The sequence below is a fragment of the Nonomuraea sp. CX421 genome, from assembly GCF_059358955.1.
In genome coordinates this window covers 163,223-190,147 of record NZ_JCADBK010000004.1, presented here as the reverse complement: position 1 = coordinate 190,147, position 26,925 = coordinate 163,223, and the positions used below count along the sequence as shown (strand labels likewise).

Annotated in this window: 27 protein-coding genes; 11 read left to right on the top strand and 16 right to left on the bottom strand. The window is 69.5% G+C overall.

Annotated features, from left to right (window positions below):
• Positions 1-16 precede the first annotated feature (16 nt).
• Entirely contained in the window at positions 17-3,205 is a 3,189-nt protein-coding gene (locus AC5L3X_RS09595) for an AfsR/SARP family transcriptional regulator (RefSeq protein ID WP_494856431.1), read from the top strand.
• 119 nt (positions 3,206-3,324) lie between these two features.
• Here the strand turns inward: AC5L3X_RS09595 and AC5L3X_RS09590 are convergent, their stop codons facing one another.
• Together AC5L3X_RS09590 and AC5L3X_RS09585 are read right to left on the bottom strand one after the other, a co-directional pair.
• Positions 3,325-3,714: a hypothetical protein gene (locus AC5L3X_RS09590; protein ID WP_494856430.1), complete on the bottom strand. Its 390-nt coding sequence runs from the start codon at positions 3,712-3,714 to the stop codon at positions 3,325-3,327.
• A 241-nt stretch (positions 3,715-3,955) separates the two neighbouring features.
• Complete coding sequence (locus AC5L3X_RS09585) at positions 3,956-5,677, bottom strand: DUF885 domain-containing protein (RefSeq protein ID WP_494856428.1); 1,722 nt, start codon at positions 5,675-5,677, stop codon at positions 3,956-3,958.
• 128 nt (positions 5,678-5,805) lie between these two features.
• Here AC5L3X_RS09585 and AC5L3X_RS09580 point away from each other — a divergent pair, with 128 nt between their 5' ends.
• Entirely contained in the window at positions 5,806-6,654 is an 849-nt protein-coding gene (locus AC5L3X_RS09580) for a LysR substrate-binding domain-containing protein (RefSeq protein ID WP_494856427.1), read from the top strand.
• Between the two features lie 83 nt (positions 6,655-6,737).
• Here the strand turns inward: AC5L3X_RS09580 and AC5L3X_RS09575 are convergent, their stop codons facing one another.
• From AC5L3X_RS09575 to AC5L3X_RS09565, 3 genes are read right to left on the bottom strand one after another with little or no spacing between them, the layout of a single operon-like run.
• Positions 6,738-7,421 (bottom strand): winged helix-turn-helix transcriptional regulator, encoded by a 684-nt coding sequence (locus AC5L3X_RS09575; protein ID WP_494856426.1) that lies wholly within the window; start codon positions 7,419-7,421, stop codon positions 6,738-6,740.
• Between the two features lie 9 nt (positions 7,422-7,430).
• Positions 7,431-8,129: an alpha/beta fold hydrolase gene (locus tag AC5L3X_RS09570; RefSeq protein ID WP_494856425.1), complete on the bottom strand. Its 699-nt coding sequence runs from the start codon at positions 8,127-8,129 to the stop codon at positions 7,431-7,433.
• Positions 8,126-9,061, bottom strand: a complete 936-nt coding sequence (locus tag AC5L3X_RS09565; protein WP_494856423.1) for an LLM class flavin-dependent oxidoreductase — start codon at positions 9,059-9,061, stop codon at positions 8,126-8,128. Before AC5L3X_RS09565 ends, AC5L3X_RS09570 begins: the two co-directional genes overlap by 4 nt.
• A 282-nt stretch (positions 9,062-9,343) precedes the next feature.
• On the opposite strand from AC5L3X_RS09565, the gene AC5L3X_RS09560 reads away from it, so the two are divergent.
• The 3 genes from AC5L3X_RS09560 to AC5L3X_RS09550 all read left to right on the top strand — a co-directional run bounded on the left by AC5L3X_RS09560 (position 9,344) and on the right by AC5L3X_RS09550 (position 11,864).
• Complete coding sequence (locus tag AC5L3X_RS09560; protein WP_494856422.1) at positions 9,344-10,282, top strand: NAD-dependent epimerase/dehydratase family protein; 939 nt, start codon at positions 9,344-9,346, stop codon at positions 10,280-10,282.
• Positions 10,279-11,211: an RNA polymerase sigma-70 factor gene (locus AC5L3X_RS09555; protein WP_494856421.1), complete on the top strand. Its 933-nt coding sequence runs from the start codon at positions 10,279-10,281 to the stop codon at positions 11,209-11,211. The genes AC5L3X_RS09560 and AC5L3X_RS09555 overlap by 4 nt, the downstream gene beginning before the upstream one ends.
• Before the next feature lie 170 nt (positions 11,212-11,381).
• Entirely contained in the window at positions 11,382-11,864 is a 483-nt protein-coding gene (locus tag AC5L3X_RS09550) for a DUF3237 domain-containing protein (RefSeq protein WP_494856420.1), read from the top strand.
• Between the two features lie 173 nt (positions 11,865-12,037).
• Here AC5L3X_RS09550 and AC5L3X_RS09545 read toward each other — a convergent pair whose 3' ends face one another.
• The 4 genes from AC5L3X_RS09545 to AC5L3X_RS09530 all read right to left on the bottom strand — a co-directional run bounded on the left by AC5L3X_RS09545 (position 12,038) and on the right by AC5L3X_RS09530 (position 15,628).
• Complete coding sequence (locus tag AC5L3X_RS09545) at positions 12,038-12,805, bottom strand: SDR family oxidoreductase (RefSeq protein WP_494856419.1); 768 nt, start codon at positions 12,803-12,805, stop codon at positions 12,038-12,040.
• A 65-nt stretch (positions 12,806-12,870) separates the two neighbouring features.
• Positions 12,871-13,863, bottom strand: a complete 993-nt coding sequence (locus tag AC5L3X_RS09540) for an ornithine cyclodeaminase family protein (RefSeq protein WP_494856418.1) — start codon at positions 13,861-13,863, stop codon at positions 12,871-12,873.
• Entirely contained in the window at positions 13,842-14,975 is a 1,134-nt protein-coding gene (locus AC5L3X_RS09535) for an aminotransferase class I/II-fold pyridoxal phosphate-dependent enzyme (protein ID WP_494856417.1), read from the bottom strand. The genes AC5L3X_RS09540 and AC5L3X_RS09535 overlap by 22 nt, the downstream gene beginning before the upstream one ends.
• 5 nt (positions 14,976-14,980) lie before the next feature.
• Complete coding sequence (locus tag AC5L3X_RS09530; RefSeq protein WP_494856416.1) at positions 14,981-15,628, bottom strand: helix-turn-helix transcriptional regulator; 648 nt, start codon at positions 15,626-15,628, stop codon at positions 14,981-14,983.
• 774 nt (positions 15,629-16,402) lie between these two features.
• On the opposite strand from AC5L3X_RS09530, the gene AC5L3X_RS09525 reads away from it, so the two are divergent.
• On the top strand, positions 16,403-16,546 hold the full coding sequence (locus AC5L3X_RS09525; protein ID WP_494856415.1) for a hypothetical protein: 144 nt from the start codon (positions 16,403-16,405) through the stop codon (positions 16,544-16,546).
• Entirely contained in the window at positions 16,543-17,361 is an 819-nt protein-coding gene (locus tag AC5L3X_RS09520) for a DinB family protein (RefSeq protein ID WP_494856413.1), read from the top strand. The genes AC5L3X_RS09525 and AC5L3X_RS09520 overlap by 4 nt, the downstream gene beginning before the upstream one ends.
• A gap of 411 nt (positions 17,362-17,772) precedes the next feature.
• Here the strand turns inward: AC5L3X_RS09520 and recQ are convergent, their stop codons facing one another.
• Positions 17,773-19,581 carry a DNA helicase RecQ gene (gene recQ / locus AC5L3X_RS09515; RefSeq protein WP_494856412.1) on the bottom strand — a complete coding sequence of 603 codons (1,809 nt, stop codon included), beginning with the start codon at positions 19,579-19,581 and terminating at the stop codon, positions 17,773-17,775.
• 4 nt (positions 19,582-19,585) lie between these two features.
• Complete coding sequence (locus tag AC5L3X_RS09510) at positions 19,586-20,791, bottom strand: MFS transporter (protein ID WP_494856410.1); 1,206 nt, start codon at positions 20,789-20,791, stop codon at positions 19,586-19,588.
• A 74-nt stretch (positions 20,792-20,865) separates the two neighbouring features.
• Here AC5L3X_RS09510 and AC5L3X_RS09505 point away from each other — a divergent pair, with 74 nt between their 5' ends.
• Both AC5L3X_RS09505 and AC5L3X_RS09500 read left to right on the top strand, forming a co-directional pair.
• Positions 20,866-21,624: an SDR family NAD(P)-dependent oxidoreductase gene (locus AC5L3X_RS09505; RefSeq protein ID WP_494856409.1), complete on the top strand. Its 759-nt coding sequence runs from the start codon at positions 20,866-20,868 to the stop codon at positions 21,622-21,624.
• A gap of 137 nt (positions 21,625-21,761) precedes the next feature.
• A complete protein-coding gene (locus AC5L3X_RS09500) occupies positions 21,762-21,986 on the top strand; it encodes a DUF3040 domain-containing protein (RefSeq protein ID WP_494856408.1) in 225 nt (74 codons plus the stop codon).
• 48 nt (positions 21,987-22,034) lie between these two features.
• Here AC5L3X_RS09500 and AC5L3X_RS09495 read toward each other — a convergent pair whose 3' ends face one another.
• From AC5L3X_RS09495 to AC5L3X_RS09485, 3 genes are all read right to left on the bottom strand, one after another.
• On the bottom strand, positions 22,035-22,292 hold the full coding sequence (locus AC5L3X_RS09495; RefSeq protein ID WP_494856407.1) for a DUF6343 family protein: 258 nt from the start codon (positions 22,290-22,292) through the stop codon (positions 22,035-22,037).
• Positions 22,293-22,303: 11 nt separating this feature from the next.
• Positions 22,304-23,008: a maleylpyruvate isomerase family mycothiol-dependent enzyme gene (locus AC5L3X_RS09490; protein WP_494856405.1), complete on the bottom strand. Its 705-nt coding sequence runs from the start codon at positions 23,006-23,008 to the stop codon at positions 22,304-22,306.
• Between the two features lie 95 nt (positions 23,009-23,103).
• The gene (locus tag AC5L3X_RS09485; protein WP_494856403.1) at positions 23,104-23,841 is read right to left on the bottom strand and encodes a hypothetical protein; all 738 of its coding nucleotides are present in this window, start codon (positions 23,839-23,841) and stop codon (positions 23,104-23,106) included.
• Positions 23,842-24,028: 187 nt separating this feature from the next.
• On the opposite strand from AC5L3X_RS09485, the gene AC5L3X_RS09480 reads away from it, so the two are divergent.
• Entirely contained in the window at positions 24,029-24,901 is an 873-nt protein-coding gene (locus AC5L3X_RS09480; RefSeq protein WP_494856401.1) for a sugar kinase, read from the top strand.
• A gap of 39 nt (positions 24,902-24,940) precedes the next feature.
• Here the strand turns inward: AC5L3X_RS09480 and AC5L3X_RS09475 are convergent, their stop codons facing one another.
• The gene (locus AC5L3X_RS09475; RefSeq protein ID WP_494856400.1) at positions 24,941-25,366 is read right to left on the bottom strand and encodes a DUF6292 family protein; all 426 of its coding nucleotides are present in this window, start codon (positions 25,364-25,366) and stop codon (positions 24,941-24,943) included.
• A gap of 294 nt (positions 25,367-25,660) precedes the next feature.
• The gene (locus AC5L3X_RS09470; protein WP_494856399.1) at positions 25,661-25,819 is read right to left on the bottom strand and encodes a hypothetical protein; all 159 of its coding nucleotides are present in this window, start codon (positions 25,817-25,819) and stop codon (positions 25,661-25,663) included.
• Between the two features lie 267 nt (positions 25,820-26,086).
• Between AC5L3X_RS09470 and AC5L3X_RS09465 the strand changes: the two genes are divergently transcribed.
• The gene (locus tag AC5L3X_RS09465) at positions 26,087-26,923 is read left to right on the top strand and encodes a GntR family transcriptional regulator (protein ID WP_494856398.1); all 837 of its coding nucleotides are present in this window, start codon (positions 26,087-26,089) and stop codon (positions 26,921-26,923) included.
• The last annotated feature ends 2 nt before the right edge of the window (positions 26,924-26,925 follow it).

Sequence of the window (26,925 nt, the reverse complement as noted above, 5' to 3'; positions counted from 1 at the left end):
GCATAAAATATCGAACGTGCGTTTTGGTGTGCTCGGGCCGCTGGCCGTCTGGACCGACGCCGGGGACACCGTCACGGTCCCGGGTCTCAAGGTGCGCGCGCTCCTCGCCGACCTGCTCGTCCACGAGGGACAGGTCGTGTCCGCCGACCGGCTGGTCGACGACCTGTGGGGCGGCGAGCCGCCGGGCAACCCCGCCGCGGCGCTCCAGGTGCGCGTCTCGCAGCTACGCCGCACGCTGGAGGAGGCCGAGCCGGGCGGCAGACGCCTGGTGGTCTCCCGCGCCCCCGGCTACCTGCTCGACACCGGCGCGGTCGACGCCACCCGGTTCGCCGCGCTGCTGGCCCGCGCCGAGACCGCCGAGAGTCCGCGCGCCAGGGCCGATCTGCTGGCCGAGGCGCTCGGGCTGTGGCGAGGTCCGGCCTACGCCGACTTCGCCGACGAGGAGTTCACCCGCACCGCCATCGCCCGGTTGACCGAGCAGCGGCTGTCGGCTCTGGAACAGTACGCCGACACCCGTCTCGACCTCGGAGAGCACGGCCTGCTGGTGGGCGAGTTGGGCGATCTGGTGGCCCGCCACCCGCTCAGGGAACGCCTGCGCGCCGCGCACATGCGCGCCCTCTACCGCACCGGCCGGCAGGCCGAGGCGCTCGCCGGCTACGGCGAGCTGCGCGACCTGCTCGCCGGCGAGCTCGGCCTCGACCCCGGGCCCGAGCTCGTCGGCCTGCACCAGGCGATCCTCACGCAGGACCCCGCGCTGGGCGGCGGCGCCGAGCGGCCCGCCACCAACCTGCCCGCCGCGCTCAGCGAGCTGATCGGGCGGGATGGCGCGGTGGCCGAGGTGCGCTCGCTGCTGCGCGCCCACCGGCTCGTGACCCTCACCGGCACCGGCGGCGTGGGCAAGACGCGGCTGGCGGTGGAGGTCTCCGCCCGGTCGCTCGGCGACTTCCCGGACGGAGTGTGGCTGGTCGAGCTGGGCCCGCTCGACCCGGGCACCGGCTCCGCGGCCGAGGTCGTCATGGCGGCGCTCGACATCCGCGACGGCACAGAGCGGGCGGACCCGGCCGACTGGCTGGCCGAGGCGCTGCGGGCCCGGCGGCTGCTGCTCGTCCTGGACAACTGCGAGCACCTGGTCGAGGAGGTCGCGGCCCTGGCGGAGAGGCTCCTGCGCGCGGCTCCCGGCCTTCGCGTCGTGGCCACGAGCCGCGAGCCGCTGGCCGTGCCCGGCGAGGCTCTGTGGAGCGTTCCGCCCCTCAGCCTCCCCACGCCTTCCGAGCCCGGCCCGTCCTCCGGCGCGGAGTCCCGTACGGAGACCGGGGTGGAGTCTCGTACGGAAATCGAACGGGTGGGGCGGGCCGACGCGGTGCGGTTGTTCGTGGCACGAGCCGCCGCCTCCGCGCCCGGGTTCACGCTGGACGAGGCGAACACCGGCGCGGTCGCCGAGCTGTGCCGCCGGCTCGACGGGATCCCGCTGGCGCTGGAGCTGGCGGCGACCCGGGTGCGGGCGCTCGGCGTGCGCGGCGTGCTCGACCGGCTCGACGACCGGTTCCGGCTGCTCGCCTCCGGCCGGCGCGGCGCGCCCGAGCGCCAGCGGACACTCACGGCGGTGATCGACTGGAGCTGGCGGCTGCTGACCGAGCCCGAACGCGTGGTGCTGCGCCGCCTGGCCGTCCACGCGGGCGGCTGCACGCTGGAGGCGGCCGAGCAGGTCTGCGGCGGTGACGGGCTCGACGTGCTCGACCTGATCGCCCGGCTGGTCGACCGCTCGCTGGTGGTCGTCACCGAGAGCCCGGCGGGTGTCCGCTACCGGCTGCTGGAGTCGGTGGCCGCCTACTGCCTCGACCGCCTGTCCGACGCGGGCGAGCTGGAGCCGGTACGACACGCGCACGCCCGCCACCACCTGGCGCTGGCCCTGCGGGCGGAGCCCGCCCTCTACGGCCCCGAGCAGGGCACCTGGCTGCGGCGGCTCGACGCGGAGGCGGCCAACCTGCGAGCGGCGCTCGACACCCTGGCCCGCACACGCGACGCCGGCGACGCGCTCCGGCTGGCGAACGCGCTGAGCTGGTACTGGTTCCTGCGCGGCAGACCGGCCGACGCCCGGCGGTCGCTGGAGGCGGCGCTGGCCGTCGAAGGCGAGGCGCCCGGCCGGGCCAGGGCCGCCGCGTGGCACGCGGGGTTCGCGCTGATGCTCGACCAGAACGTCACCTGGGACACGAGCGCGGTGCGCGATCCTCGCGAGCGGGCCCGCGCCGAGCTGTTCCTGGCGCTGTCCGCCGCGGAGATGTCCGTCGAGCAGGACCTGGTGACCTCCGCGCTGACCACCTGCCGCGCCATCGGCGACGAGTGGGGCATCGCGACGGCGCTGAGCAGGCGAGCGCGCAACGCCTACACGCAGCGCGACCTGAGCGCCCTCGAACGCGACGGCGAGGAGAGCCTGCGTCTGTTCAGGAAGCTCGGCGACCGCTGGGGACAACTCCAGGCCATGGAGTGGCTGGCCGGAGAGGCCGAGATCGCGGGTGACACCGAACGAGCCGCCCGGCTGTTCACCGAGAGCCTGCGCCTGGCCGAGGAGCTGGGCCTGTGGCCCGAGGTCGCCCGGCGCACCTCCTGGCTGGGCTGGGTCGCGCTGCGGAGTGGGGCGTACGAGCGGGCGATGGAGCTGTGCGGACGCGCGCTGCGCCTTTCGATCGAGCAGGGCTACCGGGAGGGGCGGCTCATGTCCGCGATGGGGCTGGGCTGCGCCGCGCGCCGCGCCGGACGGCTCGACCTGGCCGAGACCCACCTGACGGGGCTGCTCGACGGAGTGTCGCGCGATCCGGCGGACCGGCCCGCCCTGCAGCTCCCCACGGCCCTGATCGAGCTGGGCTTCATCCGGGCGACGCGGGGCGACCCGCAGGGGGCCAGGGAGCTGCACCTGGAGGCGTACGCCGCCTCGCGGAAGATCGGTGATCCGCGTTCGATCGTGCGAGCCGTGGAGGGGCTGGCCGCCGCGCTGGCCGCGACCGGCCGCCACGACGGGGCCGCCCGGCTGCTCGGCCTGGCCGCCGAGGCCAGGCGGGCCAACCAGACTCCCGCCGGGCCGCCCGACCACACCGAGATCGACCACGCCACCGCCCTGGCCCGCGAGGCGCTGGGCGAGCAGGCGTTCGCCGAGGCGTACGAACAGGGCGGCCGCCTCAAGCTCGACGACGCCGAGGATCTGGCCTGAACCGCCCGGCGGGCCGGCGCGCGGGCACGGGTCAGGCCGCCTACACGCGGGCGCGGGCGCGGCGGCCTGGGTGGGTGGTCAGGCCGCCTACACGCGGGCGCGGCGGCCTGGGTGGGTGGTCAGGCGGCCTCGACCAGCGGGTCCGCGGCGAGGTAGCCGATGTAGTCGGGGTCATCGGGACGGGCCAGCACGTGCCGCACCCAGGCCCGCCGCTCGTGGTCGATGGCCAGCAGCTCCCACACGCACGCGGCCGGCCCGTCGGCCGGCGCCCGCACCAGCTCGGTGGTGCCGAGGCCGGCCCGCCACACCCGGTGATAGAGGATGTCGGCCTGCCACCAGCAGATGTTCACGCACAGTGCCTCGGTGCCGCGGTGCACCACGACGAACGCGATGCCGGCCCGCTCGGGGAGCTCCCGTTCGGGGAGCTCCCGCTCGGCCGCCAGCATCGCGGCCTCCACCTCGAAGTCGCCGGGCAGGTCCTGGCCGGCCGTGATGCCGATGACCTTCACGTTCCATCCGCGTGTCTCGGTCACCCCGAGGGAGCGGGTCCGGCGTGGGCGATAGGGGGTCAAATCACTGCTCCAGTACGGTCACAGGTTCAGACGGCAACCCCGCACGAGACGGAGTCGGAAAGCATTCACCTTGTTTGACGCAGGTTGTCGCGCTGAAGGTCGGTCACGAAGCATCGTCATTTTCTCAAGTCGATCTTTCTCGGGCCGATCGATCGCCGCCGCTGCCGGGAACGCGGCGTCACTCCACGTTCCTGCGGCTGGAATCCGCGTGCCGCTCGTCCCCGTCCTCGCCTAGCATCGCGTCATGCAGAATGCTCAGACCGACGCCGCCGAGATTCAGGGCTTCGCGGTGAAAGGCGGTGAGATCGAACGCAGCGCCCTCGCGCAGCCGGACCGCCTCCCGCAACCGCAGCCAACTCCGCTCGCCGATCTTGTACGAAGAGGCCTGCGCCGGCAGGCCGAGGTAGCGGTCGATCTCGAAGCGGGCCCGCTCCTCGCTCTTCGTGGAGTAGGCGCGCAGCAGGCGGTACGCCTTGTCGTAGGTCCATGAACCGCCCCCCGCCTCGCCGGGGGCCGGCAAGCCGCAGTGCATGCCGATGTCGATGACGACGCGCACAGCCCGGAAGGCCTGGCTGGCGAGCATGCCCAAACGATCTCCCGGATCGTCGAGAAAGCCCAACTCGGCCATCAGGCGCTCGGCGTACAGCGCCCATCCCTCACCATGACCGTCGACCCAGGCCAGCCGACGCCAGCGGTTGAGGTCGTGGTGCCGGTGAGCGGTCTGAGCCACCTGGAGATGATGGCCCGGCACACCCTCGTGATAGACGGTGCTCAGCTCTCGCCAGGTCGTGAATTCCGTCGCGGTCGGCGACACCCCCCACCACACGCGTCCAGGGCGGGACAGATTCTCGCTGGGCCCGGTGTAGTAGATCCCCCCGCCGGTCGGCACCACGATGCACTCCACCGCTCGAATCGGCGAGGGAATGTCGAAGTGCCCAGCCCCCAGCACGCCGACGGCCTCGTCACAGGTGTGCTGCATCCAGGCCCGCAGGGCCTCGGTGCCGTGCAGTTGGCGTGCCGGATCGGCGTCCAGAACACGCATCGCCTCCTGGATCGAACCTCCCGGCGTGATCCGCTCGGCCAACTTCTTCATCTGCTCGTCGATGCGGCGTAGTTCCCCTCGTGCCCAGGCATAGGTGTCGTCGATGTCGATGGACATGCCGAGACTTGAGCGAGCGAATCGGATATATCGCTCCTGTCCGACGCCATCCCTGTCGACGGCCTTGTCCTGCAGGTCCCCGGCCAGGGCATCGGCTACGCGGGCGTACGCGCTCCTCGCGACGCGGGCGCCTCGCTCGACCTCCTTCAGCAGGGCGGGCGTCAGCCCCTGCGTGCGCCCGGCCTGTGCCGCCAGGTCGGCGAAGAACCCGTCGTCGGCGAAGACGGCCGAGCACTGAGCGATGCCGACGTTGAGCTGACGCCGCGCGATCCCGTCACCCCGCCAGACGGCGTGGCGCAGTGAGGCGATATAGCCGTCCATCGTCACCGGCACCCGCATCAACCGGTCCGCGACAGCCACCCAATCCTGCGCCGTCTCCTTCGGCATCAGGTCGAAGACCAGCCGGATCTTCTGCAGAGGGCTGTTCACGTTGTTGAGCTGCGACTCCTCGGCGCCCGTCTCTCTCAGCTCCTCGGCTGCCCGCAGCCGCTCCCGCAGCGCCGCCACCGTGATCCGATCGACACTGTCCTTGGGGACGACGCCCTGCAGGGCTGCCAGTGTCCGGCGCCGCAATCTGGACACGTCAGCTAATCCGTCGGGCGAAAGATCCGGTAGCTCCGTCCTGTGCTCGGCCATCCCCAGCTCGGTGGCCATGATGGGATCCAGCGCAGCGTGTTGCGCGAGATAGGTCTCCGCCAGATCATCGACGGCGGTCCTCGCTCGTGCGCCGTTATCCGTCATCGCCGGCCCTTCTCTCATCCCTGGTCAGGCAGTCCATGTCAGCCGCCGTGCGGTGACGGCGTCACGCTAGGCCACCCACAGGCTCTAAGGAAGTGGGCAAACTGTTGGAAGGGCCATAATGATTCGTTATGGCCAAAGATCTGGATGTCATGTTGCTGAGGGCGTTCGTCACCACGGTCAAAGCCGGGAGCATCAGCCGTGCGGCGAGTGCCCTGAAGCACACACAGCCTGGTGTGAGCCAGCAGTTGCGCCGGCTGGAGCAGGCGATCGGCCAGCCACTGCTGCACCGCGCCTCCACCGGAGTTTCGCTGACCCGAGCCGGGGAGACCCTGCTGCCCTACGCCGAGCGCATCATCGCACTGTCCGCACAGGCCCTGCGCAGCACGAGTGAAGCCCTGACCGGCCACTGCGGCATCGGGATCCTGGAGGACCTGGCCGTCGCGCGGGTGCCGCAGCTGCTTGCGGACTTCGCTCGCCTGCATCCCGAGGTCACGCTCGAAGTCATGATCCTTTCAGGGCCTCGCATGCATGAGGCGATGACGGAAGGACGCATCGTGCTTGCCCTGACCGACGTCGGCTATCTTTCCCAGCCGCCACGATGGCTGGCACGGCACCCCCTGGTCTGGGTCAGTGGCCCGGGAATGGACCTGCACGCCGACCCGCTGCCCCTGGTGCTGTTCTCCCAGCCCTGCCGCTGGCGTTCCTCGCTCCTCCAGGCGCTGGACCAGGCGGGCCGCGCGTGGCGGGTGGCCTTCGAGAGCACCGGACTCGCCGGCGTCCAGGCGGCGGTGCGGGCCGGGCTCGGCGTCAGCGCCTTCTTGTCGGCCAACGTCGGCCCCGACCTGACGATCGTGTCGGCGCCCCACCTCCTGCCGCCGTTGCCGGACATCGAGATCGGTCTCGTACGCCGACCCGGCACACAGGGAGACCTGCTGGTCGACGCTGTGGAGACAGCGCTGCAGGCGATGATGCGCTGACCACGAGACCACGCGCCGACGATCGCACCGCCACCGACTTCGGCCGCGCACCCCGCGGTGATGGGCCGGCGGGCACAGCGCGATCAACCGGGCTGTTCCGCCGGACGGGCACGGTGCGGCGGCAGCCGGAACAGCCGAGTCAGCCGGCTCAGTTGCTCGCGGTCGCCGCTCACGTCGGCGGCTCCGCTGGCGACCGCCTCCGCCAGCGGCAACGTCAGACCGATGACCTCGACGAAAGCGTCTTCGCCGATGGTGATGACCGCATCGGGATGTTGGGCCGGACCGTTCAGTGCCTCGATCGTCCCGTCGTCGACGCGCGTGTGAAAGACCTCGTCATCGATGCGGAACTCACACACCAGGCGCACCCCGGCCGCGGCGTCGGCGTCGAAACAGGCCCGCAGGCCCAGCACGGCCCAGCCGGGGTGAAATGTCTCATCTTCCCGTCTCTCGCCCATCGCCCACTTCAGGCCCCAGCGGGCCAGTTCCAGAACCGCCGGGGCGAGCTCCTCGCCTGCCTCCGTCAGCGCGTAGGCGGAGGTGCGGGCGGGTGGCGGGAGAGTGATCTTGCGGGCGAGCCCTTCGTGTTCCAGGTGCTTGAGACGAGCTGCCAAGAGCCCGGTTCCCAGGCCGCGCAGGCTCGCCTGCAGATCACTGAACCTCTTGGGGCCGGTCAGCAGCTCGCGGATGAGAAGCAGCGTCCAGCGCTCGCCGACGAGGTCGAGGGTGCGGGCGGTCGCGCAGTACTGTCTATACGTTCGCTGCTCCACCTCTTCATTCTAAACTTCGGGCTTCCTGCTTCCGAACTGAGTCGTCTCCATGAGCAGGCGGGCGAGCTGGTAGGGGTGGGTGAGCATGACGTCGTGGGGGGCCTCCATGGCAAGCGTCCGATAGCCGACCTCCTTGCCGAAACGGTCGAAGGGATAGGTCTGCGGAGTGCAGTAAATGGCGGTCCCGGGAATCCGGTCGACCGCTCCGCTCAGGTGGGTCGTCTCGGTGAAGGTGCGCAGCGGCTGGGGCAGCAGGCGTTGCGCCAGCCACGCCACGTCGTCAGGATCGACAACGCCGAAGAGCTCAGGAGGCGGGGCCGGGATGCGGCGCCCGTCACCATGAGCTTCCGCGGCCGTGAGCACCGCGACGGTGAATTCCGTCGGCGCCAGAGTGAGCATGCCGGCCCCGTCGGCGCCCGCCCATCCGTCCACCAGGACGATGTGGTCGACGGCCTGGGGGCGCAGGTCGGCGGCCTCGCGCACGACCAGTCCCGCGTAGCTGTGCCCGACCAAGATGAGCTCGTCCCTGTCATCGGCCGCGTCGATTTCGGCGACGACGGCTTCGGCGTGATCATGTAGGCCGTGGTCGCCCGGGTCGCTGAGATCCGGGGTCAGGGTGCGAGCTCCCGCGGCGTGCAGCACCGGGACAACACGGTCCCAGGACGATGGGCCATGCCAGGCGCCGTGAACGAGAACGAACGTGGTCACTGGTATTCCTCCGTGCGTAGCAGGGGTAGAACGCGGTCGGCGAGTTCTTCCAAACCCGTCTCCTGGTCGTCGGCGGCCAGGCGGATCACGAGGTGGCGGGCTCCGGCTGCCACGTATCCCGCCAGCCATCCGGCGGCGTCGCGCGCGGTGCCGGCGAATAGGGCCTGGACCTGTTCGACCAGTTCGAGGGGTGTGTCGTAGTAGCGTTCGATGCTGGCGCGCAGGCTTTGACGTGCGCGTTCGGCATCCTCGTCGAGAGTCAAGGTGGCGTAGAAGGCGGGGGTGATCGGACGAGCCGCACTCTGCTCGACGATTTCGCGTTCCGTCGCGTACGTCGTCGGACTGGGCGAGTAGGGGAGCCACCCATCAGCAAGGCGGGACACCCGGCTCAGCGCGGGGCGACCGCTGCCGGCCAGCCAGATTTCGGGGCCGGACGGGCGAAGGGGCGCGGGCACCAGCCGGACGTCGTCAAAGCCGAAGTGCCGGCCTTCGTGGGACACCGACTCTCCGGACCAGAGCCGTCGCATGACGGTGATCGATTCCTCCATGCGGCTGATGCGCCGGGCATGGTCGACCCCGATGGCCGCGCATTGGGCCGCGGTGTCCGCGCGTGGGAAGCCGCCGCCCATGCCCGCGATCAACCGCTCTCCTGACAGCCGGTCGAGGGTGGCGAGTTGATGAGCGAGCAGAATCGGATGCCGCAACGCCGGTAGGAGAACCGCCGTTCCGAGTGCGATCCGTTCGGTGGCCGCACTCACGGCGGCCAGCAGCATCAGTGGATCGGCTCGAGGTCTGGCCAGCGGACTGTCGCCCGCCCACACCGAATCCAGGCCGAGCCGCTCGGCCCGTTGCGCCTGTCTGACGAGGGGAGCCGGATCATGCTCGCCCAGGACGGCCCGCTCGCGCGTCGGCAGCACGTAGCCGATCTTCACTGTCGCCACCTTGATCCCGATTTTCTCGATGAAGTAGCTACTTGTTTCCTGAATCTTAAGTTAGCACTTCAAAAAAAGGTAGTGAGGAGGAGTGCTCGATGCGCGTTAGCCCGTCTCGCTCGGCGAGGGACACGACCGACGCCTGTCCATCAGGTGGTCTTGGGCCGCCACCCGGCCTGGCCCGCGGCCGGACGGGTCGCGTCATTTTCTCGGCGGCTTGATGTCACAAACGGTCGTGCTGCCTCGTCTCCTATCACAGCGGACTTCAAAAACAGGTAGGTGATGAGGATGCGGGTCTTCGTGGCAGGAGGGTCCGGTGTCGTGGGACGGCGACTGGTGCCCCAGCTCGTGGCACGAGGTCACCACGTGACGGCGACCGCGACGAGTCCGGCCAAGATGGACATGCTGGAAAAGTTGGGTGCCGAGGCAGTCGTGATGGACGGACTGGACGCGGCCTCGGTGGGCGAGGCGGTGGCCATGGCAAGCCCAGACGTGATCGTGCACCAGATGACCGCCATCTCGCCGGCGCACGCCGGCAAGCCGGACATGAAGCACTTCGACCGCTGGTTCGCCCTCACCGACAGGTTGCGCGTCGAGGGCACGAATCACCTGCTGGCAGCCGCCGATGCCGCAGGTGTGGGCCACATCGTGGCGCAAAGTTACGCCAGCTGGAACGGCCTGCGTCAGGGCGGATGGGTGAAGACCGAGGAGGACCCGCTGGACCTGGGGGTGGGCACGATCATGCACCAGGGGGCGCTCGCCATCCGCCACCTGGAGGAGGCCGTCCTCAAGGCGGATGGCGCCGTGTTGCGCTACGGCGGACTGTACGGGCCGGGCGCCATCGACGATCAGGTCGAGCTTGTGCGCAAGTGGCAGTACCCCGTGGTGGGAGGCGGTGCCGGCCACAGCTCGTGGGTGCATGTGGAGGATGCCGCGAGCGCGACTGTCCTGGCTGTGGAGCAGAGGGCGAAGGGCGTGTACAACATCGTCGACGATGAGCCGGCCCCGGCCAATCAATGGCTGCCGCATCTGGCCGCGTGCGCGGGGGCCAGGCCGCCGCTGCGGATTCCCAGCTGGCTGGCTCGGCTGCTGGCCGGAGAGGCGGCCGTGACGATGATGACCGCGGGACGCGGCTTCTCCAACGCCAAGGCCAAGCGGGAGCTCGGCTGGCAGCCGCGCTACCCCTCCTGGCGGCAGGGCTTCAAGGAGGCACTGACTTGAATCGCCTGGAGGAGTTCGAACCGCTGCGATCCCTGCTGTTCTCGATCTCCTACCGGATCCTCGGCAGCGTGAGCGAGGCCGAGGACGCCGTCCAGGAGACCTGGCTGCGCTACGAGACGTCGACGACCGAACCCGTTTCGGCCAAGGCGTTCCTGTCGGCCGCGGTGACCCGGATCTCGATCGACGTGCTGCGCTCAGCCCGGGTCCGGCGGGAGGAATACGTCGGACTGTGGTTCCCCGAGCCGCTGCTCGCCGACCCCTACCAGAATCCGGAACGGGCGGCGGAGCTGGCCGACTCGATGTCCATGGCGGCGCTGCTGCTGCTGGAGCGCCTGTCTCCGCTGGAGCGGGCGGTGTTCGTGCTCCGCGAGGTGTTCGACTTCGGCTTTCCCGAGATCGCCGCGGCGATCGGCCGCTCGGAGGCGGCCTGCCGCCAGCTCGCAGTGCGTGCACGACGGCACATGGAGGCGGGCCGGTCCCGGTTCGAGGTCGACCACGAGGAACGTGAGCGACTTGCCGAGCGTTTCTTCGTCGCCTTCCGGGAAGGCGACGTCGACGGCCTGCGCGAGCTCTTGTCCGCCGATGTGTACATGGTCGGTGACAGTGGCGGCAAGGCTCCGCAGTGGAATCCCATCATCGGCCCCGAGCCCGTCGCACGCGTACTGGTCGCGATCACCTCGGCTTTCGTGGACATCGGCGGTGTCGTGCAGCCGCGCCAGATCAACGGCCAGCCAGGCGTGATTCTTCGTGACCGGGATGGAAAGATCTTCGTCACGCTCGCCGTCGAGATCCTCGACGGGCAGGTCCAGGCGATCCGGTCGATGATCAATCCGGACAAACTCCGACATCTAGGGCCAGTGGCGGATGCTTGGGCGATCGTGCGTGAAGCGAGTAGGGCGCGTCGTCTGTCCGGTGACCGGGGGAACTGACGGCGCTTGCCGACCGCACCGTTCGGAGCCGAGCGCGTCGGCCTTTCCTTTCACTGGTCACTGGCCCGGCTCGCTGGTCACTGGCCCGGCGCCTCTGTTCGCCAACCAGATTCCGCTAACCAGATTCCGCCATTCAGTTTCGCCCGTCAGTTTCGCCATTCAGGAGACCCATGAACCTGCTCGACACCGATCCGGTCGCCACGGCGTTGAAGGCCGAGCATCTGTGTGACTTCGCCATCACGTTCGCGTCGGTGCGGACCATCGCCACGCCGGCGGCGACACGGATCATCGCGGTCATCGATCACGGCACTGTCGAGGGCCCTCGGTTCCGTGGCGGGTTTCTCGCCGGAGGCGGTGACTGGATCACCTTGGGCACCGACGGAATCGCCCGGATGGACGTCCGGGCCACGATCCTCACCCACGACGGCGAACTGGTGTATGTCACCTCGACGGGCAGGGCCGGCCTGTCGGATGTCGCGATCAACCGGCTGATGGCCGGCGAGACCATCGCCTGGGATCAGATGCATGCCAGGTCGGCGCCACTCTTCGAGACCGGCGCCGATCGTTACGCATGGCTGAACGGCACCATCACGATGGCCATCAATGAGCTGTCACTGAACCACGTCAACTACCGGATCTACGCCATCCGTTGACCAAGTCCGCTGCCCGTGTGTGCTGTCCCGGAGGGGCGGTCAACTCACTACGACCCCACTCAGAGATCATCCAGTAGTGGACCACGCCAGTGATCCACTACTGGAACAGCCTCCGGCGTGAAGGTCGACCAAGGTCGACTTTCACGCCGGAGGCTGTTCTGCCGCACCGGACGCTACCAGGGCACCGGTCCGTCGTCGCTGAAGAACCCGCCGGTGGGCCCGTCCGGGCCGAGTGTGGCCAGGCTGACCACGACCGCGGCGCCCTGCGCTGGGGTGAGGTACCCGCTGTGGTCGTTGATGTCCGTGGCGACGTAACCGGGTGATACCGCGTTCACCAGAATGCCGTCCTTACGCAGTTCGTTGGCGTACTGCACGGTCAGCGCGTTCAGCGCGGACTTGGACGGCGCGTACGCCGCCGACGGCGGCAGTCCCGTCAGCGGCCCGTAGGGATTGCTGGTGATGTTCAGTGACGCGGCTCCGCTGCTGAGGTTGACGATACGCGCCGCTGACGAGCGCCGCAGCAGCGGGAGCATGGCGTTGGTCACCGCAATGACTCCGAAGACGTTGGTCTCGAACACCTGACGAACCATGTCCAGGTCGACCCCACTGGGGATCTGGTCGACGGCGTCCTGCGGTGAGACCTGCCCGGAGCCGGTGATACCGGCGTTGTTGACCAGCACGTCCAGATGGTTGAAGCGCTGCTCGATCCACGCCGCGGCGTCCTTGATGGTGACAGGGTCGGTGACGTCCAAGGTGACGGCGTGTGCGGCCCCGCCCGCCTCGCGCACCGCGTCTGCCGCATCCTCGCCACGCTGCCTGTTTCTCGCCCCGATGAGAACCGTCATGCCCAGCGCGGCAAACTGCTCGGCTGTCGCGAGCCCGATTCCCTTGTTCGCTCCGGTGATCAGGACAACTTGATGGGGGGCGGTGTGCTCGTTCACGTCCACACTCCTGTCGCTAAAGGCCCTTCCTTCTCAAGACGAGATAGCCCGGTCAATGTGTGACATCAGGGCGAAGGCACTGGGCCGTGGCCGAGGGGCTGCGCCAGGAGCCTGTTCAGGACGGCTGAGGCGAGTGCGGCGTCGAGTGCCCCGACACCGGTCAGGTCGGCGATGGTGATGGCCGTGTCGGTCCGGTGGGGAGGGGCCGCGAGCAGCTTGCCGGCGTCGATGTCGCTGTCGGGAGCGCAGGCTCCGGCGCGGACGGCGTGGGCGAAATCGCCGTGGTCGAGGCATTGGGCGTGGTCGTCGGTGGCGATGAGCTGTGCGCGGCCGAAGAGTGCCGGCGGTAGCTCGTTCTTGTGCGGCATGTCGGTGCCGATGCCGGTGACATGGGCGCCGGTGCGGACATGAGCGGCGTCCAGGACCGGGGTCGTCGCCGCCGTCGTGGTGATGATCATGTCAGCGGTGGCGGCCTCGGGCGCTGAGGCCGGCCGGGCCTTCAGGCCGTGCTCGTCGAGCTCGTCACACAAAGCTTGGGCTCTGAGAGGGTTGCGGCCGTGTACGAGGACCGTGTCGAGCGGGCGGAGGTCGGCCAGCCACGTCGCCTGGAGGCGTGCCTGGTCTCCGGTGCCGAAGACGGCGAGGGTGGTAGCGCTGGGCCGGGCCATCGCGTCGGTGATGAGCGCGCCCGCCGCGGCAGTGCGCCAGGCGGTCAGCAGACCGTGGTCGTCGAGGAGGGCGCGGATCTGTCCGGTGTGGGCGTCGAGGACGCAGACCATGCCGTGGTTGGAGGGCAGACCGCGGTCGGGATTACCGTAGAAACCAGTAGCGATCTTGATGGTGAAGTCGGGAGCGCCGGTGATCGAGCCGGCTTTGACGTGGCAGTCTCCACCGGCGTCGGGAAAGGCCATGTGCAGCGGTGGTGGCACGGTGGTGCGGCCCTCGGCGTGCGCGATCAGCGCGTCTCGGATGGTGGCGAAGACCAGTGGCGCCGTGGCGACCTGGGTGATGGCGGCGGTGTCGAAGACGGGCAGGCTCATCGGCTGGTTCGCATCCACTGGGCGAAGGCGGTCAGGCACTCCTCGGCGTCGCGCCGGCCGACGCCGATGCGGAACCGGTCGGCAGGGGTGGCAGTGAGCTCGGAGCGGTAGATGCTCGCGGGCAGCAGCAGGACGCCGGCCTCCCGCACCAGGCGGGTGCAGAATGCTTCCACGCCGTCGGCCCCGCGGTAGCGGGGATAGGCGACGCATCCGCCGTCGGGTGCGCGCCAGTCGAAGTCGTCGGCGAATTCGGCGAAGAAGGCGTCGAAGGCCGGCAGGTTGGCCGTGATGAGGTCGCGGTTACGGTCCAAGATCGAGTTGCGGGCCTTCAACGCGATGCGGGCCAGAATTTCGCTGGGTGCGGAGTTGCATATCGTGGTGTAGTGCTTCGCTCGCTCCAGGCGGGCACGCAGGTCGCGGTCGCGGCAGGTGATCCAGCCGATGCGCAGCCCGGGCAGGCCCAGGGCCTTGGAGGTGACGTTCAGGGACAGCGCGTGCTCGGACAGGTCAGCCGCCTGCGGCAGGGTGCGGGCGGGGTCACGTTCGAGGCCGCGGTAGACCTCGTCGCTGAACAGGTGGATGCCGCGCTCGTCGCACAGACGTGCCAGTGCGGCGAAGTCGGCCTCGTCGATGACCTTGCCGGTGGGATTGTTGGGAAAGTTGACCGAAATGAGGCGGGTGTTGGGGCGGATCTCCGCCACCACCTTGTCGAGGTCCAGCGCCCAGTCGCGATCGGCATCCAGAGCCACTCCGGTGACCTCGCACAGAGCGAGGGGAACGGTCTCGGCGGACTGGTAGTTCGGCGTCAGCACCACGGCATGTTCGCCGGGACCGAGCAAGACCTTCATCGCCAGGTAGAGAGCCTCTTGGGCGCCTGCGAAGCAGATGACGTCGTCGGCGTCGGCATGGTCATACGTGTCGGCGATCACGTCGCGCAGGGCCGGGTCGCCGAAGGTCTCGGTATAGCCCAGGGACAGGTGGTGGAAGGCGCTGCGGTCGGCGTCGTCGGCGAAGGTGAGCAACTCGGCGAGCGTCATGGTCTGGGCGTCGGAGGCCGTCAAGTGGTAGCGGGCGGTGAATTCCCACTGGGAGAAGTAGGTTTCGAGACGGAAGTCGGGAAGTGCGGTCATGGTGGTCACTCCTTCGCGCGTGATGCTCGCAGCTCTGCCAGCAGGCCGTAGAGGGTGGAGCGGGAAATCTTGAGGGCGCCGGCGACGACCGGTGCGGCCCGGCGCACGGCGAAGACCCGGTCCTGCTCCAGCCGGCGGAGGATGGTCAGGCGGTCCTCGCGACTCAGGCGTTCGACGGGACGGCCGGTGACGCGGACGTGGCTGCCGATCACATGCTGGATGCGCTCGAACCAGTCCTGCTCGAACAGCGGCTGAGGCCGCTGCACGGTCGGCGCGGCGAAGGTCGACAGGACGGCGGCGGCCTGTTCCAGTGGCGTGCGGTCGAGGTTGACGCACAGCACCGCCGACGGCTCGCCCTGGGCGTCGCGCAGGATCGCGCTGACCGAGGACAGCCGGCGGCCGTCAGCGAGCAGCTTCTCGTACGGTCCGTACACGTCCTTTCCCGATGGGTCGAGGTCGTCGAGTTCGCCCAACAGGGATGGATCTCCCTGGCCACGCGAGGTCATCGGATTCCAGATCGCCAGCACTCGATCTGTGCCGGGGTCATGCAGCACGACTTCGGCGTAGGGGCTGAGGAGGGCGGCGATGGCCTGGCAGACCGGGGTCCAGAGCGGCACGCGCGGGTCGTGACCCTCATTCTCGACAGCACCCATCACTGGATCATATGTCCATAATGGACAAACAGTCCAGATGGTCGATGGGTGGCCGAGCCACCCTCGCCCACCCGTCCGCGGGCGCCGTGCTTCCTGATCGACCCAGCCGTCAACGAGATCCGCCGAAGCGGCGCGCCTCGTCGTCCAGGCCACGAACGCCCCCGACCGTGTCCAGAACCGGTCTCGCTTCCGGCGCGCCCACCGAGCCAGTGCTCTACCGCGTCCGCGGCCATGCCATCCCGCGAGTCGACGAATGTATGGCGGCTTCGCCGGCCGCATGTTGTCCCGCCGAATCGGCGTGGTTTGACAGGACGCCAGGCCGATGTGATGGCCGTCCTGTCGAATATTCCTGCGCTCGGGTCACAGGTGCCGCTGCGTGTCGCACGTTTAAGAACGGTTATTTATGATCGAAAGATAAAATACAGGATCACACTCAAGGGGATGAGCCAGATAATGCCGCCTATCACGCACATGACCAGGCATCCGGTCACGACCGTGCGCCTTCTTCCGCGATCGTCCCATTCGTGGGGGCGGCCTGGATCCATGGCCTTAAGGGTACGTCAGCAGAAAATAGGGATGCGCGGCAATTGTTGGCTGAAGGTCGATAGGGAATTGCCGGATCTGAGGGGCGAATGTCGGCGATTGCGACATGAGGTGCGCGCCCCTTTGTCTGGCTGATCTCTTCTCTCCGGGCCGTCTGCCGCGTGGACCCTGCCCGGTGTCCGATGAGTTCCTCGCGCCCGCCTCGTCTGTACACCTGACGAGGAGGTGGACATGGGGGAGTTGCGCACCTGTCCGGGCGCCGCCGCGCGCCCTGCTGGCAGGCGGCCCGGTTCGGTGAACGAGAGCATCGGCCATGAGGCCACGACGACCGGAGTCGTCAACCTGGAGTTCCGGCCCTTCGGGGTGACGCCGTGACGGCCGACCCGCTGCTCGACGGGGTGAGCCTGCTCGAACGTGCCATCGGCTACGCGCTGGGGATCCTGAGCGTCATCAACCGGGACGACCTGCACCGCGCCACGCCCTGCCATGACTGGGACGTGGCGAATCTGCTGGCCCACCTGGACGACTCACTCACGACCCTGAACGAGGCTGCCACCTTCGCCCAGATCACCCTCGGTAATGGGGCCCGGACCGCCCTCCGCGCCCAGGGGAGTGGAGAACCCGGCGGTGGGGTCGGTGCCGAGCCCGGCGGCGGGACGAGCGCCGACTGGGGCGGTGAGGCCAGTGGCGAACAAGATGGTCGGCGGGCTGGTGAGGTGGGTGGCGAACGAGATGGCGGGTCCAGTGACGAACGGGGTGGTCGGTGGGGCGGTGAGGCCAGTGGGCACTCTGGTGGCCGTGGGAGCCGGGAGGGCAGCAGGAGAGGGGATCCGGTGTTGGTGCTGCGGGATCGGGCGGCCGAACTGCTCGGTGCATGGGCTCATCAGGTGCGCGATCACGTCGTGACCATCGAGGGCTGCCCGATGGCGGCGAGGACGGTGACGGAGGTCGGTGCCGTCGAGGTGGCCGTGCACGCATGGGATCTCGCCCGCGCCTGCGGACGCTCCCGCCCCATGCCGGCTCTGATGGCGGCCGCGTTGCTCGGCCGCGCCCACGCCCTTGTCACGGACGCCGACCGCCCGGAGCGCTTCGCCGAGCCGATCAACCAGCCGTGGCGAGCGTCCGCCGAAGACCGACTGCTGGCCTTCCTGGGCCGAGACCCCGGCTGGAGCCCGCCCTGCCGCTTCTGACCCCGCCCCCGCCCGCGTCCGCGACCGCCCGCGTCCGCGACCCCGCCCGCGTCCGCGACCCCGACGGCGTCCGCGACTCTGACCGCGCCGCCGAGCTCGGCGGCGACGGCCGGCCCATTGACGAAAAGGGAACACGCCGCTCATATGGACAGAAGTGCAGGATGCGCGCTTGGTCCGGCTAATGTGGAATGGAGCTGATCGCCGAAGTGGCGAGCAGCGCGGTGGCGACGACCGTTCTTCGTGCGGCCGTCGCCACCCTTCAGAGCTCCGCGAAGCCCCAAAAAGCGCCTTCACAGTGCCTTTGAAGGCGCGAGCCACCTGCAAGGGCCTCCCTCGGTGTCGCCTCCAGCCGCTCTCCGGAGCCCATTTCAGAGGCCACCCCGCAGCCGCCCACTATCGGGTCGCCGGAGGTCAGGAAGACGTGAGCGTCTCCAGCACCTGCTCCCCATATTTGGCCAGTTTGTTCTCGCCGACGCCGCTGATCCGGCCCAGGTCGGCCAGTGACGCGGGCGAGGCCGTGGCGATCTCGCGCAGCGTGGCATCGTGGAAGATCACGTAGGCGGGCACGCCCTGCTCCTTGGCCGTGGCGGCCCGCCAGGCGCGGAGCCGTTCGAACACCGGCGCCGCCTCCTCGGGCAACTCCACCACGGGCCGGGCACCGGCGCCGCTGGAGGACTTGGCGCGGGCCGGCCGCTGGGCGTCGCGGCGCAACCGCACCTGGCGCTCGCCGCGCAGCACGTCGGCGCTGGCGTCGGTGAGCACCAGCGCGCCGTAGTCGGACTCGACGGCCAGCAGCCCCTGCGCCAGCAACTGGCGCGCCACTCCGTGCCACTCGGTGTTGGTCAGCTCGGTGCCCACGCCGAACACGGTCAGCGACTCGTGGCCGAACTGGAGCACCTTGGCGGTCTTCTTACCGAGCAGGATGTCGACGATCTGGCCGACCCCGAACTTCTGCCGCCGCTCGCGGGCCAGCCGCAGCACGGTCGAGAGCACCTTCTGGGCGGCGACCGTGCCGTCCCAGGACTCGGGCGGCGACTGGCAGGTGTCGCAGTTGCCGCAGGGCTCGGAGCGTTGCTGGCCGAAGTAGTCGAGCAGCATCACCCGGCGGCACGCGACGGTCTCGCACAGGGCCAGCATCGCGTCGAGGTGGAGCACCTGCCGCCGCCGGTGGGCCTCGTCACCCTCCATGGCCAGCCGCCGGTGCTGCACGACGTCCTGCAGGCCGTAGGCCAGCCAGGCGGTGGCGGGCAGGCCGTCGCGCCCGGCCCGACCGGTCTCCTGGTAGTAGCCCTCGACCGACTTGGGCAGGTCGAGATGGGCCACGAAACGCACGTCGGGCTTGTCGATGCCCATGCCGAACGCGATCGTCGCGACCACGATCATCCCGTCCTCACGCAGGAACCTGGCCTGGTGGGCGGCGCGGGTGCGGGCGTCGAGACCGGCGTGGTAGGGGACGGCGGCGATGCCGTTGTCGACCAGGAAATCGGCGATCTTGTCGACCGAGGACCGGGACAGGCAGTAGACGATGCCCGCCTCGCCGGGGTGTTCGGTGCGCAGGAACTCCAGCAACTGCCGCTTGGGCTCGTTCTTGGACGAGATGCGGTAGTGGATGTTGGGCCGGTCGAAGCTCGCCACGAAGTGGCGGGCCTGCTCCAGGCCGAGTCGAGAGGAGATCTCGGCGTGCGTGGCCGGCGTGGCGGTCGCGGTCAGCGCGATGCGCGGCACCTCGGGCCAGCGCTCGTGCAGCTCGGACAGCGCCAGGTAGTCGGGCCGGAAGTCGTGCCCCCACGAGGAGACGCAGTGCGCCTCGTCGATGGCGAACAGCGAGATCTCGCCCTTGGCCAGCAGCCGCAGCGTCGAGTCGACCCGCAGCCGCTCGGGCGCGAGGTAGAGCAGGTCGAGCTCGCCCGCCAGGAACGCCGCCTCGACCCGCTGCCGCTCGTCGAACTCCTGGGTCGAGTTGAGGAACCCCGCCCGGACGCCAAGCGCCGTCAGCGCGTCGACCTGGTCCTGCATGAGCGCGATCAGCGGCGAGACGACCACCCCGATCCCGGGGCGCACCAGCGCCGGGATCTGGTAGCACAGCGACTTGCCGCCACCGGTCGGCATGAGCACGAGCGCGTCGCCGCCCGCCACGACGTGCTCGATGATCTCCTGCTGGCCGGCCCGGAACGAGTCGTAACCGAACACGCGCCGCAGGACCTCGATGGGGGTATCCATACGGCTACCTTACGTGTTCGCCCGCGGGCGACGGCCCTGTTCGCCCACGGCGATCGTAGGCCACCAGCGACACCGCGCCGAGCGCGCACGCCGCCGCCACCGCGCCCATCACCGCCGGATATCCGGCCACCTGGGCCAGCCCGGCCGCGAGCAGCGGGGCCAGCGCCTTGGCGACCGTGATGGGCAGAGCCAGCGCCCCGCTCAGCGACCCGTACGCGGCGGTTCCGTACCTCTCGGTGAGCAGTGCCGGGCGGGCGATCGTGCCCACGCCGAACCCCAGCCCGAACAGCACGACGGAGCCGATCGCGCCCGGCACGCCCCGCCCGGTCAGCGGCAGCAGGACCGCGGCGACGCCCTGCAGCCCGAACACCACCGCGGTGATCCGCGAGACCGGCCAGCGGGCCTGCAGGCCGGTGGTGAGCACCCGGCCCGTCACCGACAGCACGCCGAGCAGTCCCGCGACGGCGGCCGCGAAGACGGGCGGGTGACCGAGCGCGATCAGGTACGTGACGAGCAGCACCCCCATGACCGCCACGGCGCCGGTCTGCGTCAGGAACGCGGCGGCCAGCAGCCAGAACGGGCGTTCGCGCACCGCCGAGCCGACGATCTCGCCCCGGTGGGCGGAGACCGGGACCGGTCGCCCGCGTACGGCCAGGCCGTGCAGGGGGATGGTGGTCACCGCGTAGCCGACGGCCAGCACCACCAGGGCGTGCCGCCAGCCGTACCTGTCGACGAGGAAGCCGGTGAGGGGCAGGAAGATGCTGGAGGCGAAGCCCGCGACGACGGTCACCGCGAGCAGCGCTCGGGCCCGGCGGGCCGCGTCGAACCAGGCGACGATCACCGCGAACGCGGCCTCGTACAGAACCATGGCCGAGGCGACGCCGAGGGCCGCGCAGACCAGGTAGAGCTGCGCGACCGTGTGGACCTGCGACCAGGCGAGCACGGCGGCGGTGCCGAGCACCGAGCCGGCCGTCATCAGCCCGCGCCCACCATGACGGTCGAGCCACCGGCCGACGAGCGGCGCCACCAGCCCCGAGATCAGCACGGCCAGCGTGATCGCGCCGGTGAGCTGGGCCACCCCCGCGTCGAGGTCGCGGGCCATCGGGCTGATGAACACCGAGAACGCGTAATAGAGCACGCCGTATCCAGCGGTCTGGGTGATCGCGAGTGCGCCGACCAGGCGGAGGGACGCTCGCCGGCCGCTGATCACACCTGGACCACTTCCCCGCCCGTCGCCCGGGAATGCGGTGATACATGTCACGTCAGGTGGATAACGTATTGATCATGAGTTTTTCGTATGTCGTGACCGGTGGAGGACGCGGGATCGGCCGGGCGATCGTCGAGCGGCTGTCAGGCAGGGGGACGGTGGTGGCCGTCGAGCGCGACGCCGGCGCGCCGGCGTGGACCGGGCCCGGTGTCATCACGGTCGTCGGAGACGCCTCGGACGAGGCGGTCGTCGAACGCGCGGCCGACCTCGCGCAGGAGGCGGGCACGCTGGCCGGCTGGGTCAACAACGCCGCCGTCTTCCGCGACGCCTCGGTCCACACCGCCTCCACGGCCGAGATCCGCGCGCTGATCACCGCCAACCTCGACCTCGCCGTCGCCGGCTGCGCCACCGCCGTGCGCCGATTCCTGGCGGCAGGCACGCCGGGCGCGATCGTGAACGTCACCTCCCACCAGGCGCGCCGCCCGGTGCCGGGCAGCCTGCCCTACTCCACGGCCAAGGCCGCCGTCGAGGGGCTGACCAGGGCGCTCGCGGTCGAGTACGGCAAGCGGGGGATCCGGGTCAACGCCGTCGCCCCGGGTTCGGTGGCCACGGAGAGGTACGAGGAGTTCCTGGCGGCGGCGACTCCCGAGGCGGCCGGGGAGATTTCGCGGGATATGGCACGGCTGCACCCGCTCGGCCGGGTGGCGCGGGCGGAGGAGATCGCCGCGGCCGTGGCCTACCTCTTGTCGGAGGACGCCGCCTTCGTCAACGGCGTGACCCTGGCCGTGGACGGCGGCCGGTCGGTTCTCGGCCTGGATCCCGAGGCGAAGGACTGAGCAACGCGGTCATCCAGGGCTGACGCGCCGCAGGCGAGAGCCGAGCGATTTCGTGCCGACTGCCGCCCATGTTTCCGCTTTGGGCTGTTACTTGTGGGTATGAGGTTTTAACGGGTCTCTGGGCAATGGTGATCGCGATGAGTCTCTCCGAGCGGGAACGCCGCATCCTCGCTGAGATCGAGCATGCCCTTCTCGAGGACGACCCCGCACTGGCCAAGCGAGTCGCGAAGATCAACCGCGCCGGGGCGGGCGGGCACCCCGTACCGCGTCTGCGACTTTGGGTGACGGGGCGAGTCTGGCTGATCGTGGTGTGCTCACTCGCCGTCGTGGTGCTCCTGGTCGTGGCCGTGCTGGTCGCGTAACCGGCCTGACTCCCGCGAGCCGTGACCGTACGGGGTCGTGGATCGCCTCTATGAGCCGTGGCCCTCCCGGTCGCGTGAGCGGCGGTGCCTGATCACGGCCAGGTCCACGGCGGCGATGACGGTGACGACGGCCGCGATCACGGCCTCCCAGACCCAGACGTCCGCGCCGGTGATCATGGCGCGCGTGACGAAGAAGACCGTCGCCAGCACGCCGATCAACAGCGCCACCAGAGACAGTGTCCGCCGGGCGCCCAGCGGGCTGCGGGCGGTCAGCGGTTCGGTGCCCTGGCGGTCGCGTAGCCACATGTCGTCTCCCCTCAGGCCAGGCACCTCAGCCTGGCGACGAGTCGCGGGTCAAGCCCATGCCCGGCGGGCAGCCGCCCGACCGTCGCCTCGACGAACTCCGGGAAGGGCAGCGACGCGCTCTCTCCGTCGGCGTGCACCCACATCTGCTCGCCGGTCGGCTCCACCTGGACGTCGGCCCCCTGCTCCGACAGCACGAACCGGCCGACCTCGGCCCGCCAGCGCCACCTGTCATCGGCCTCCTGCGCGGAGACCGGCGCGCCGACGTCGTCGGCGTGGGTGGCGTACTCGGAGTCGTAGTGGAAGGCCTGCAGCCCGGCCGGGTAGGGCCCGGCCATCGTGTCGAGCAGGCCGTCGCGGCCGAGCAGCCGCATGCGGTGGCGCGTCTCGCCGTTCTCGGCGCGCCACTCCTCCAGCACGTCCGCCACGGGTACGGCGCGGCGCTGCCGTACAGACCACTCGTTGAAGTCGTGGAAGCCGTCGATCCCCTCACGCGCCAGCCGGGCGAGCAGGATCTGGACGTTGCCGTCGAGGCAGGCGTGGTTGTAGAGCTCCTCGCCCGCCAGGTGACCGAGGACGTCGCGGACCGACCAGCCCTCGCAGCGGGACGGCCGCCCCCAGCCCTCGTCGTCGAGACCGGAGAAGAACCGGTCGAGCCTGGCCGCCTCGGCGTCGAAGATGTCGAACGGATCGAACTCCTGCAGCGGATCCTCAGCCATAATTCGACGCTACCCCCAGAACGGCCGCTCAAGACGGCCGGGGAAACGAACGGGCCCGGCCCCCGCGAAGGGGACCGGGCCGCGCTCAGATGTGGTTACCGGTGGTGGTGCCACCGGCTGCCGTAGACCCGCACGTAGTCAGTGCGGCTCTCGGCGCTCTGGAGCTTCCGGTTGCCGGAGTAGACGGCCTTGAAGGTGCCGCTCTTGTAGGCACGCGACTTGGCCGTGAACTTGCCGCCCCACGTGGACTTGGTGGAGGCGACCCACTTCCAGCCGCTGGAGCCGTTGGCGCGGTAGAGGACCTTGACCGGCTGGCCGCGCAGGCCCTCCCAGCCGTGGTCGTCGACCTGCAGACGGCCGGAGAAGTAGATCGACTTGCCCTTGCGGACCTTGTACGGGTCAGCGCTGAAGCGCGTGATCCGCGTGTCGGCCTTGCCCCTGCGGACGTCGACGTAGAAGTACGCCGAGTCGCTCACGACGACTTTGCCGTCCTTGTCGAACCCGTTGGCCGTGGCCTTCCACTTGCCCTCGGGGTCGTACTTGTTGAACGGGACGGTGAAGCGCCAGCTCTCCAGCGCCTTGACGTCCTTGGCGCGCAGGGTGTGGAAGCCCTGCGGCTCGACGCTGAGCGTGACCTTCTCGACGTCGGAGCTGGCCGCGACCTTGAAGAAGGCCTCGGTCTCGTTGTTGCCCCTGACGACGACCGGGTTGGGCGAGATGTTCTGGATCTCGACCGTCGGCGCCTTCGTCTGCGCGGACGCGGCGGCACCTCCGGACACGAGCATGGTCCCGCCCACCAGGGCGGAGACGATTCCTAATGCGATTTTTCTCATGAGGGTGCTGATTCCTCTCCCCGTATCGCTGGAGCCGGCTCGGGATCGCGCGGCTCCTCTACTACTTTGAGGGACAAATTGAGGGAAAGGTTCGCTAAAGGTACGGCAAAAATTTTGATCACAGCACTCACCTGCGCCATTGGCAGGAAAATTTTTTGAGCCGGAGCCGACCCGCTAGAGTCTCGCCATGGCTGACGTCTACACCCTCGGCGAGGCACTGGGAGTCGTGTCCAGCGGCCGCGTCCGCCACGACGACGACGCCAGACTCGACGTCGGAGGGCCGGAGTTCACCCTGGTGATCGGCCTGGCGAGACTCGGGCACCAGGTGTGCTTCCTGGGCAAGGTCGGCGCCGACGAGCTCGGCGCCAGAGCGCTCACCGCGCTCCGAGGCGAGGGCGTCGACGTGGCGGACACCCGGGTCGTCGAGGGCGCGCGCACCGGGATGCTGCTGCGGGAGTCGCGCGTGGGCCGAGAGCCGTGCGTCAACCACTACCGCGCCGGCTCGGCCGGCTCCGCCCTGTCGCCGGGCAACGTGCCCATCGACCGGATCGCCGCCGCGAAGATCCTCCATGTGACGGGGGTCACCGCCGGGCTGGGCCGGGACACGCTCGACGCGGTCCGCGCCGCCATGAGCGCCGCGCGGAACGCCGAGGTGCTGATCTCGTTCGCCGTCCGGTACGTTCCCGAGCTCTGGCCGTCGGTACGCGAGGCCGAGGACGTGCTGAGTGAGCTGGCCTGCGACTCCCACCTGCTGTTCCTCGGCCAGGACGAGCTCGACCTGGTCAAGGCCGCGCTCACGCCCGAGCGCGAGGTCGTGGTGGACCGCGGGCCGAAGGGCGCGAGCGTGCGGGCTGACCGGATGCGTTACGACGCACCGGCCCCGCAGGTGCCCGTGGTGGATCCGGCGGGTTCGGCCGACGCGTTCGTGGCCGGCTATCTCAGCGCGATCCTCGACGGGTTGACCCCGCAGGAGCGCCTGCACCGGGGGGCACTGCTCGGCGCCGCCGCGGCGACCAGCGCGAGCGACTGGCAGGGGCTGCCCACCCGGGCCGAGCTGTGACACCCCCCGCCCGGCCCGCAGCTGTGACGCCGCCAGAGGTCAGTCCGACCAGTGGGCCAGGAGGTCGTCGAACCCGTCCCGCGTGACGGTGTGCGAGCGCAGCGGGGTGGCCGGGGCGCTCTGCCCGCCCCGCAGGCGCCGCAGCACCTCGGCCGGGGCGGGGAGCAGGCCGCCGCCGAGGTGGCGGACGTGGGTCAGCGTGGTGCGGACGCCGGGCTGGCCCGTGACGAACCGTCCGTCTCGCCATCCGGTGTCCTCGTCCCAGACCAGGGCCATGAGCTCGCCGCCGTGGGCGGCGTGACGATACAGGATGGTGGCGTCACGAGGGGCCGCGGGATCGAGCCAGCACCTCTCCAGTGTGAGGTCGCGATGGGCTCCGACTTCCGTGGCGGTCTTGCCCAGGTAGCCGTGGGGGAGATCCACCCACGGAACGACATGGTGCTCGGGGACTCTGCTGTCGCTCACCTTTGATTCCCTTCGGGTGATTCACGTGCAGTATGCACCCAAAAATGGCATAGCGACATTATTGTGGGAGCCTAATATCGAATATGGACAGCAGGAGCAATTTGTCCGATTCGCTCCGCGCTTTGTGTGCGGTCCGACAGGCGTTTTCTCCCTTCTTCGGGCGGTTTTCGTGGTGGGGGACAGCATGTGGTCATCAGGGAAAGTCGAAGGTGCCGGTGAGTCGGTCGATCGCGACGTGGGGCGGTGGGCGGCACCCGCCCCTTCGGCGACCGTCCTCACCCGGCGCCGGGCCGGTCATTCGCGGCGATGCCCGCCGGTCGAATAGCGCGCCGCGGCGGCCATATGGCTGGGGGGAGCCCCCCGGAGCCCGTCCTTGCGGCTCCCGAAGGCGGTGAGGATGACTGAGGTGAAGAAGCTTCCGACGATTAATCCTGCTAGGAGGAACATCAACATGGCGGTCATGGTGTTTTCCGGCCTTCTGGAGAGAAATGCGGTCGCAGCTTTCCTGTTATTAAAGCCCTCCTTTAATGAGTAACGCGGGGTTAGGCGCCTCGTCCCGGCTGTAGGTCCGGTAGGTTCCATCCCAACAAAAGTTTCTCCGAGGAAAGAGTCCGATAAACTCAAAATCTTGGAACAGGCCCTACCTGTTGGGTGGGGCCGCATCTAATCTCAAACTACTGTGACAAGTCCAACCTGTTGGTACAAGCCGAGGGGATCCCGATGGCCGCCCGTCCGCGCTGGCGTGAGATCGCCGAAGACCTGCACACTCGCATAACCCGAGACCACGAATGGCAGTCGGGCCAGCAATTGCCGCCGGAGATCGAATTGCGGGCGATGTACGGTGACGTCTCACGCAACACGGTGCGAGACGCCATCAAATGGTTGGTGACCCGCGGAGTCGTCGCCTCCACGCCGGGCAAGGGCACCTTCGTCGTGGATCGCATCGACCGGCTCGTCGTCACGATGTCGCCCAGCGGACCGCATACCAGCGGTGGCGAGGGCGCGGCCTACGTGGTGGACGTCAAGCTGCAGAACCGTGAGCCGACGCGCACCGACCCCGTGGTGATGACCAGAAGGGCCGCCGAGAAGGAGGCCACCGCCCTGGACCTGCCGATCGGCGCGCCCGTGGTGCTGAGGCACCAGGAAGTGAACGTCGACGGCAAACCCTGGGCGCTGCAGACGTCGTTCTATCCCAAGAGGTTCGTCGCCGAGGGCGCCGTCGACCTCGACTTCGCCGAGGACATCCCGCAGGGCGTCGTGCAGTATCTCGCTGAGACCCTCGGCCTGCGGCAGACGCGCTACGAAGACCTCATCACCGCCCGTCCGCCCGACGCCGGAGAGGTCGGTTTCTTCAACTTCACCAGCGACGCGTCGGTCTCCATCATCGAGACCAGCCGCATCGGCTTCGACCAGAACAACAAACCCATGCGTTTCACCGTCACGGTCTTCGCCGCCGACCGGAACGCACTGAAGTATCACTTCGGCACGGCTCCCGAGACCCAAGTCCCGCCCGCGCTCGAGCCCGAAATCCAACAGCAGCAGCCCGCCGTCGGCTGATT

Bases quoted from the DNA above. Each gene is read 5' to 3' on its own strand.
- AC5L3X_RS09535 (WP_494856417.1), bottom strand. From the start codon at position 14,975: ATGACCGCACTTCCCGACTTCCGTCTCGAAACCTACTTCTCCCAGTGG.
- AC5L3X_RS09470 (WP_494856399.1), bottom strand. From the start codon at position 25,819: ATGTTGATGTTCCTCCTAGCAGGATTAATCGTCGGAAGCTTCTTCACC.
- AC5L3X_RS09500 (WP_494856408.1), top strand. From the start codon at position 21,762: ATGAGTCTCTCCGAGCGGGAACGCCGCATCCTCGCTGAGATCGAGCAT.
- AC5L3X_RS09495 (WP_494856407.1), bottom strand. From the start codon at position 22,292: ATGTGGCTACGCGACCGCCAGGGCACCGAACCGCTGACCGCCCGCAGC.
- AC5L3X_RS09485 (WP_494856403.1), bottom strand. From the start codon at position 23,841: ATGAGAAAAATCGCATTAGGAATCGTCTCCGCCCTGGTGGGCGGGACC.
- AC5L3X_RS09525 (WP_494856415.1), top strand. From the start codon at position 16,403: ATGGGGGAGTTGCGCACCTGTCCGGGCGCCGCCGCGCGCCCTGCTGGC.
- AC5L3X_RS09530 (WP_494856416.1), bottom strand. From the start codon at position 15,628: ATGGGTGCTGTCGAGAATGAGGGTCACGACCCGCGCGTGCCGCTCTGG.
- AC5L3X_RS09580 (WP_494856427.1), top strand. From the start codon at position 5,806: ATGGCCAAAGATCTGGATGTCATGTTGCTGAGGGCGTTCGTCACCACG.
- AC5L3X_RS09480 (WP_494856401.1), top strand. From the start codon at position 24,029: ATGGCTGACGTCTACACCCTCGGCGAGGCACTGGGAGTCGTGTCCAGC.
- AC5L3X_RS09585 (WP_494856428.1), bottom strand. From the start codon at position 5,677: ATGACGGATAACGGCGCACGAGCGAGGACCGCCGTCGATGATCTGGCG.
- recQ (WP_494856412.1), bottom strand. From the start codon at position 19,581: ATGGATACCCCCATCGAGGTCCTGCGGCGCGTGTTCGGTTACGACTCG.
- AC5L3X_RS09505 (WP_494856409.1), top strand. From the start codon at position 20,866: ATGAGTTTTTCGTATGTCGTGACCGGTGGAGGACGCGGGATCGGCCGG.
- AC5L3X_RS09465 (WP_494856398.1), top strand. From the start codon at position 26,087: ATGGCCGCCCGTCCGCGCTGGCGTGAGATCGCCGAAGACCTGCACACT.
- AC5L3X_RS09560 (WP_494856422.1), top strand. From the start codon at position 9,344: ATGAGGATGCGGGTCTTCGTGGCAGGAGGGTCCGGTGTCGTGGGACGG.
- AC5L3X_RS09490 (WP_494856405.1), bottom strand. From the start codon at position 23,008: ATGGCTGAGGATCCGCTGCAGGAGTTCGATCCGTTCGACATCTTCGAC.
- AC5L3X_RS09550 (WP_494856420.1), top strand. From the start codon at position 11,382: ATGAACCTGCTCGACACCGATCCGGTCGCCACGGCGTTGAAGGCCGAG.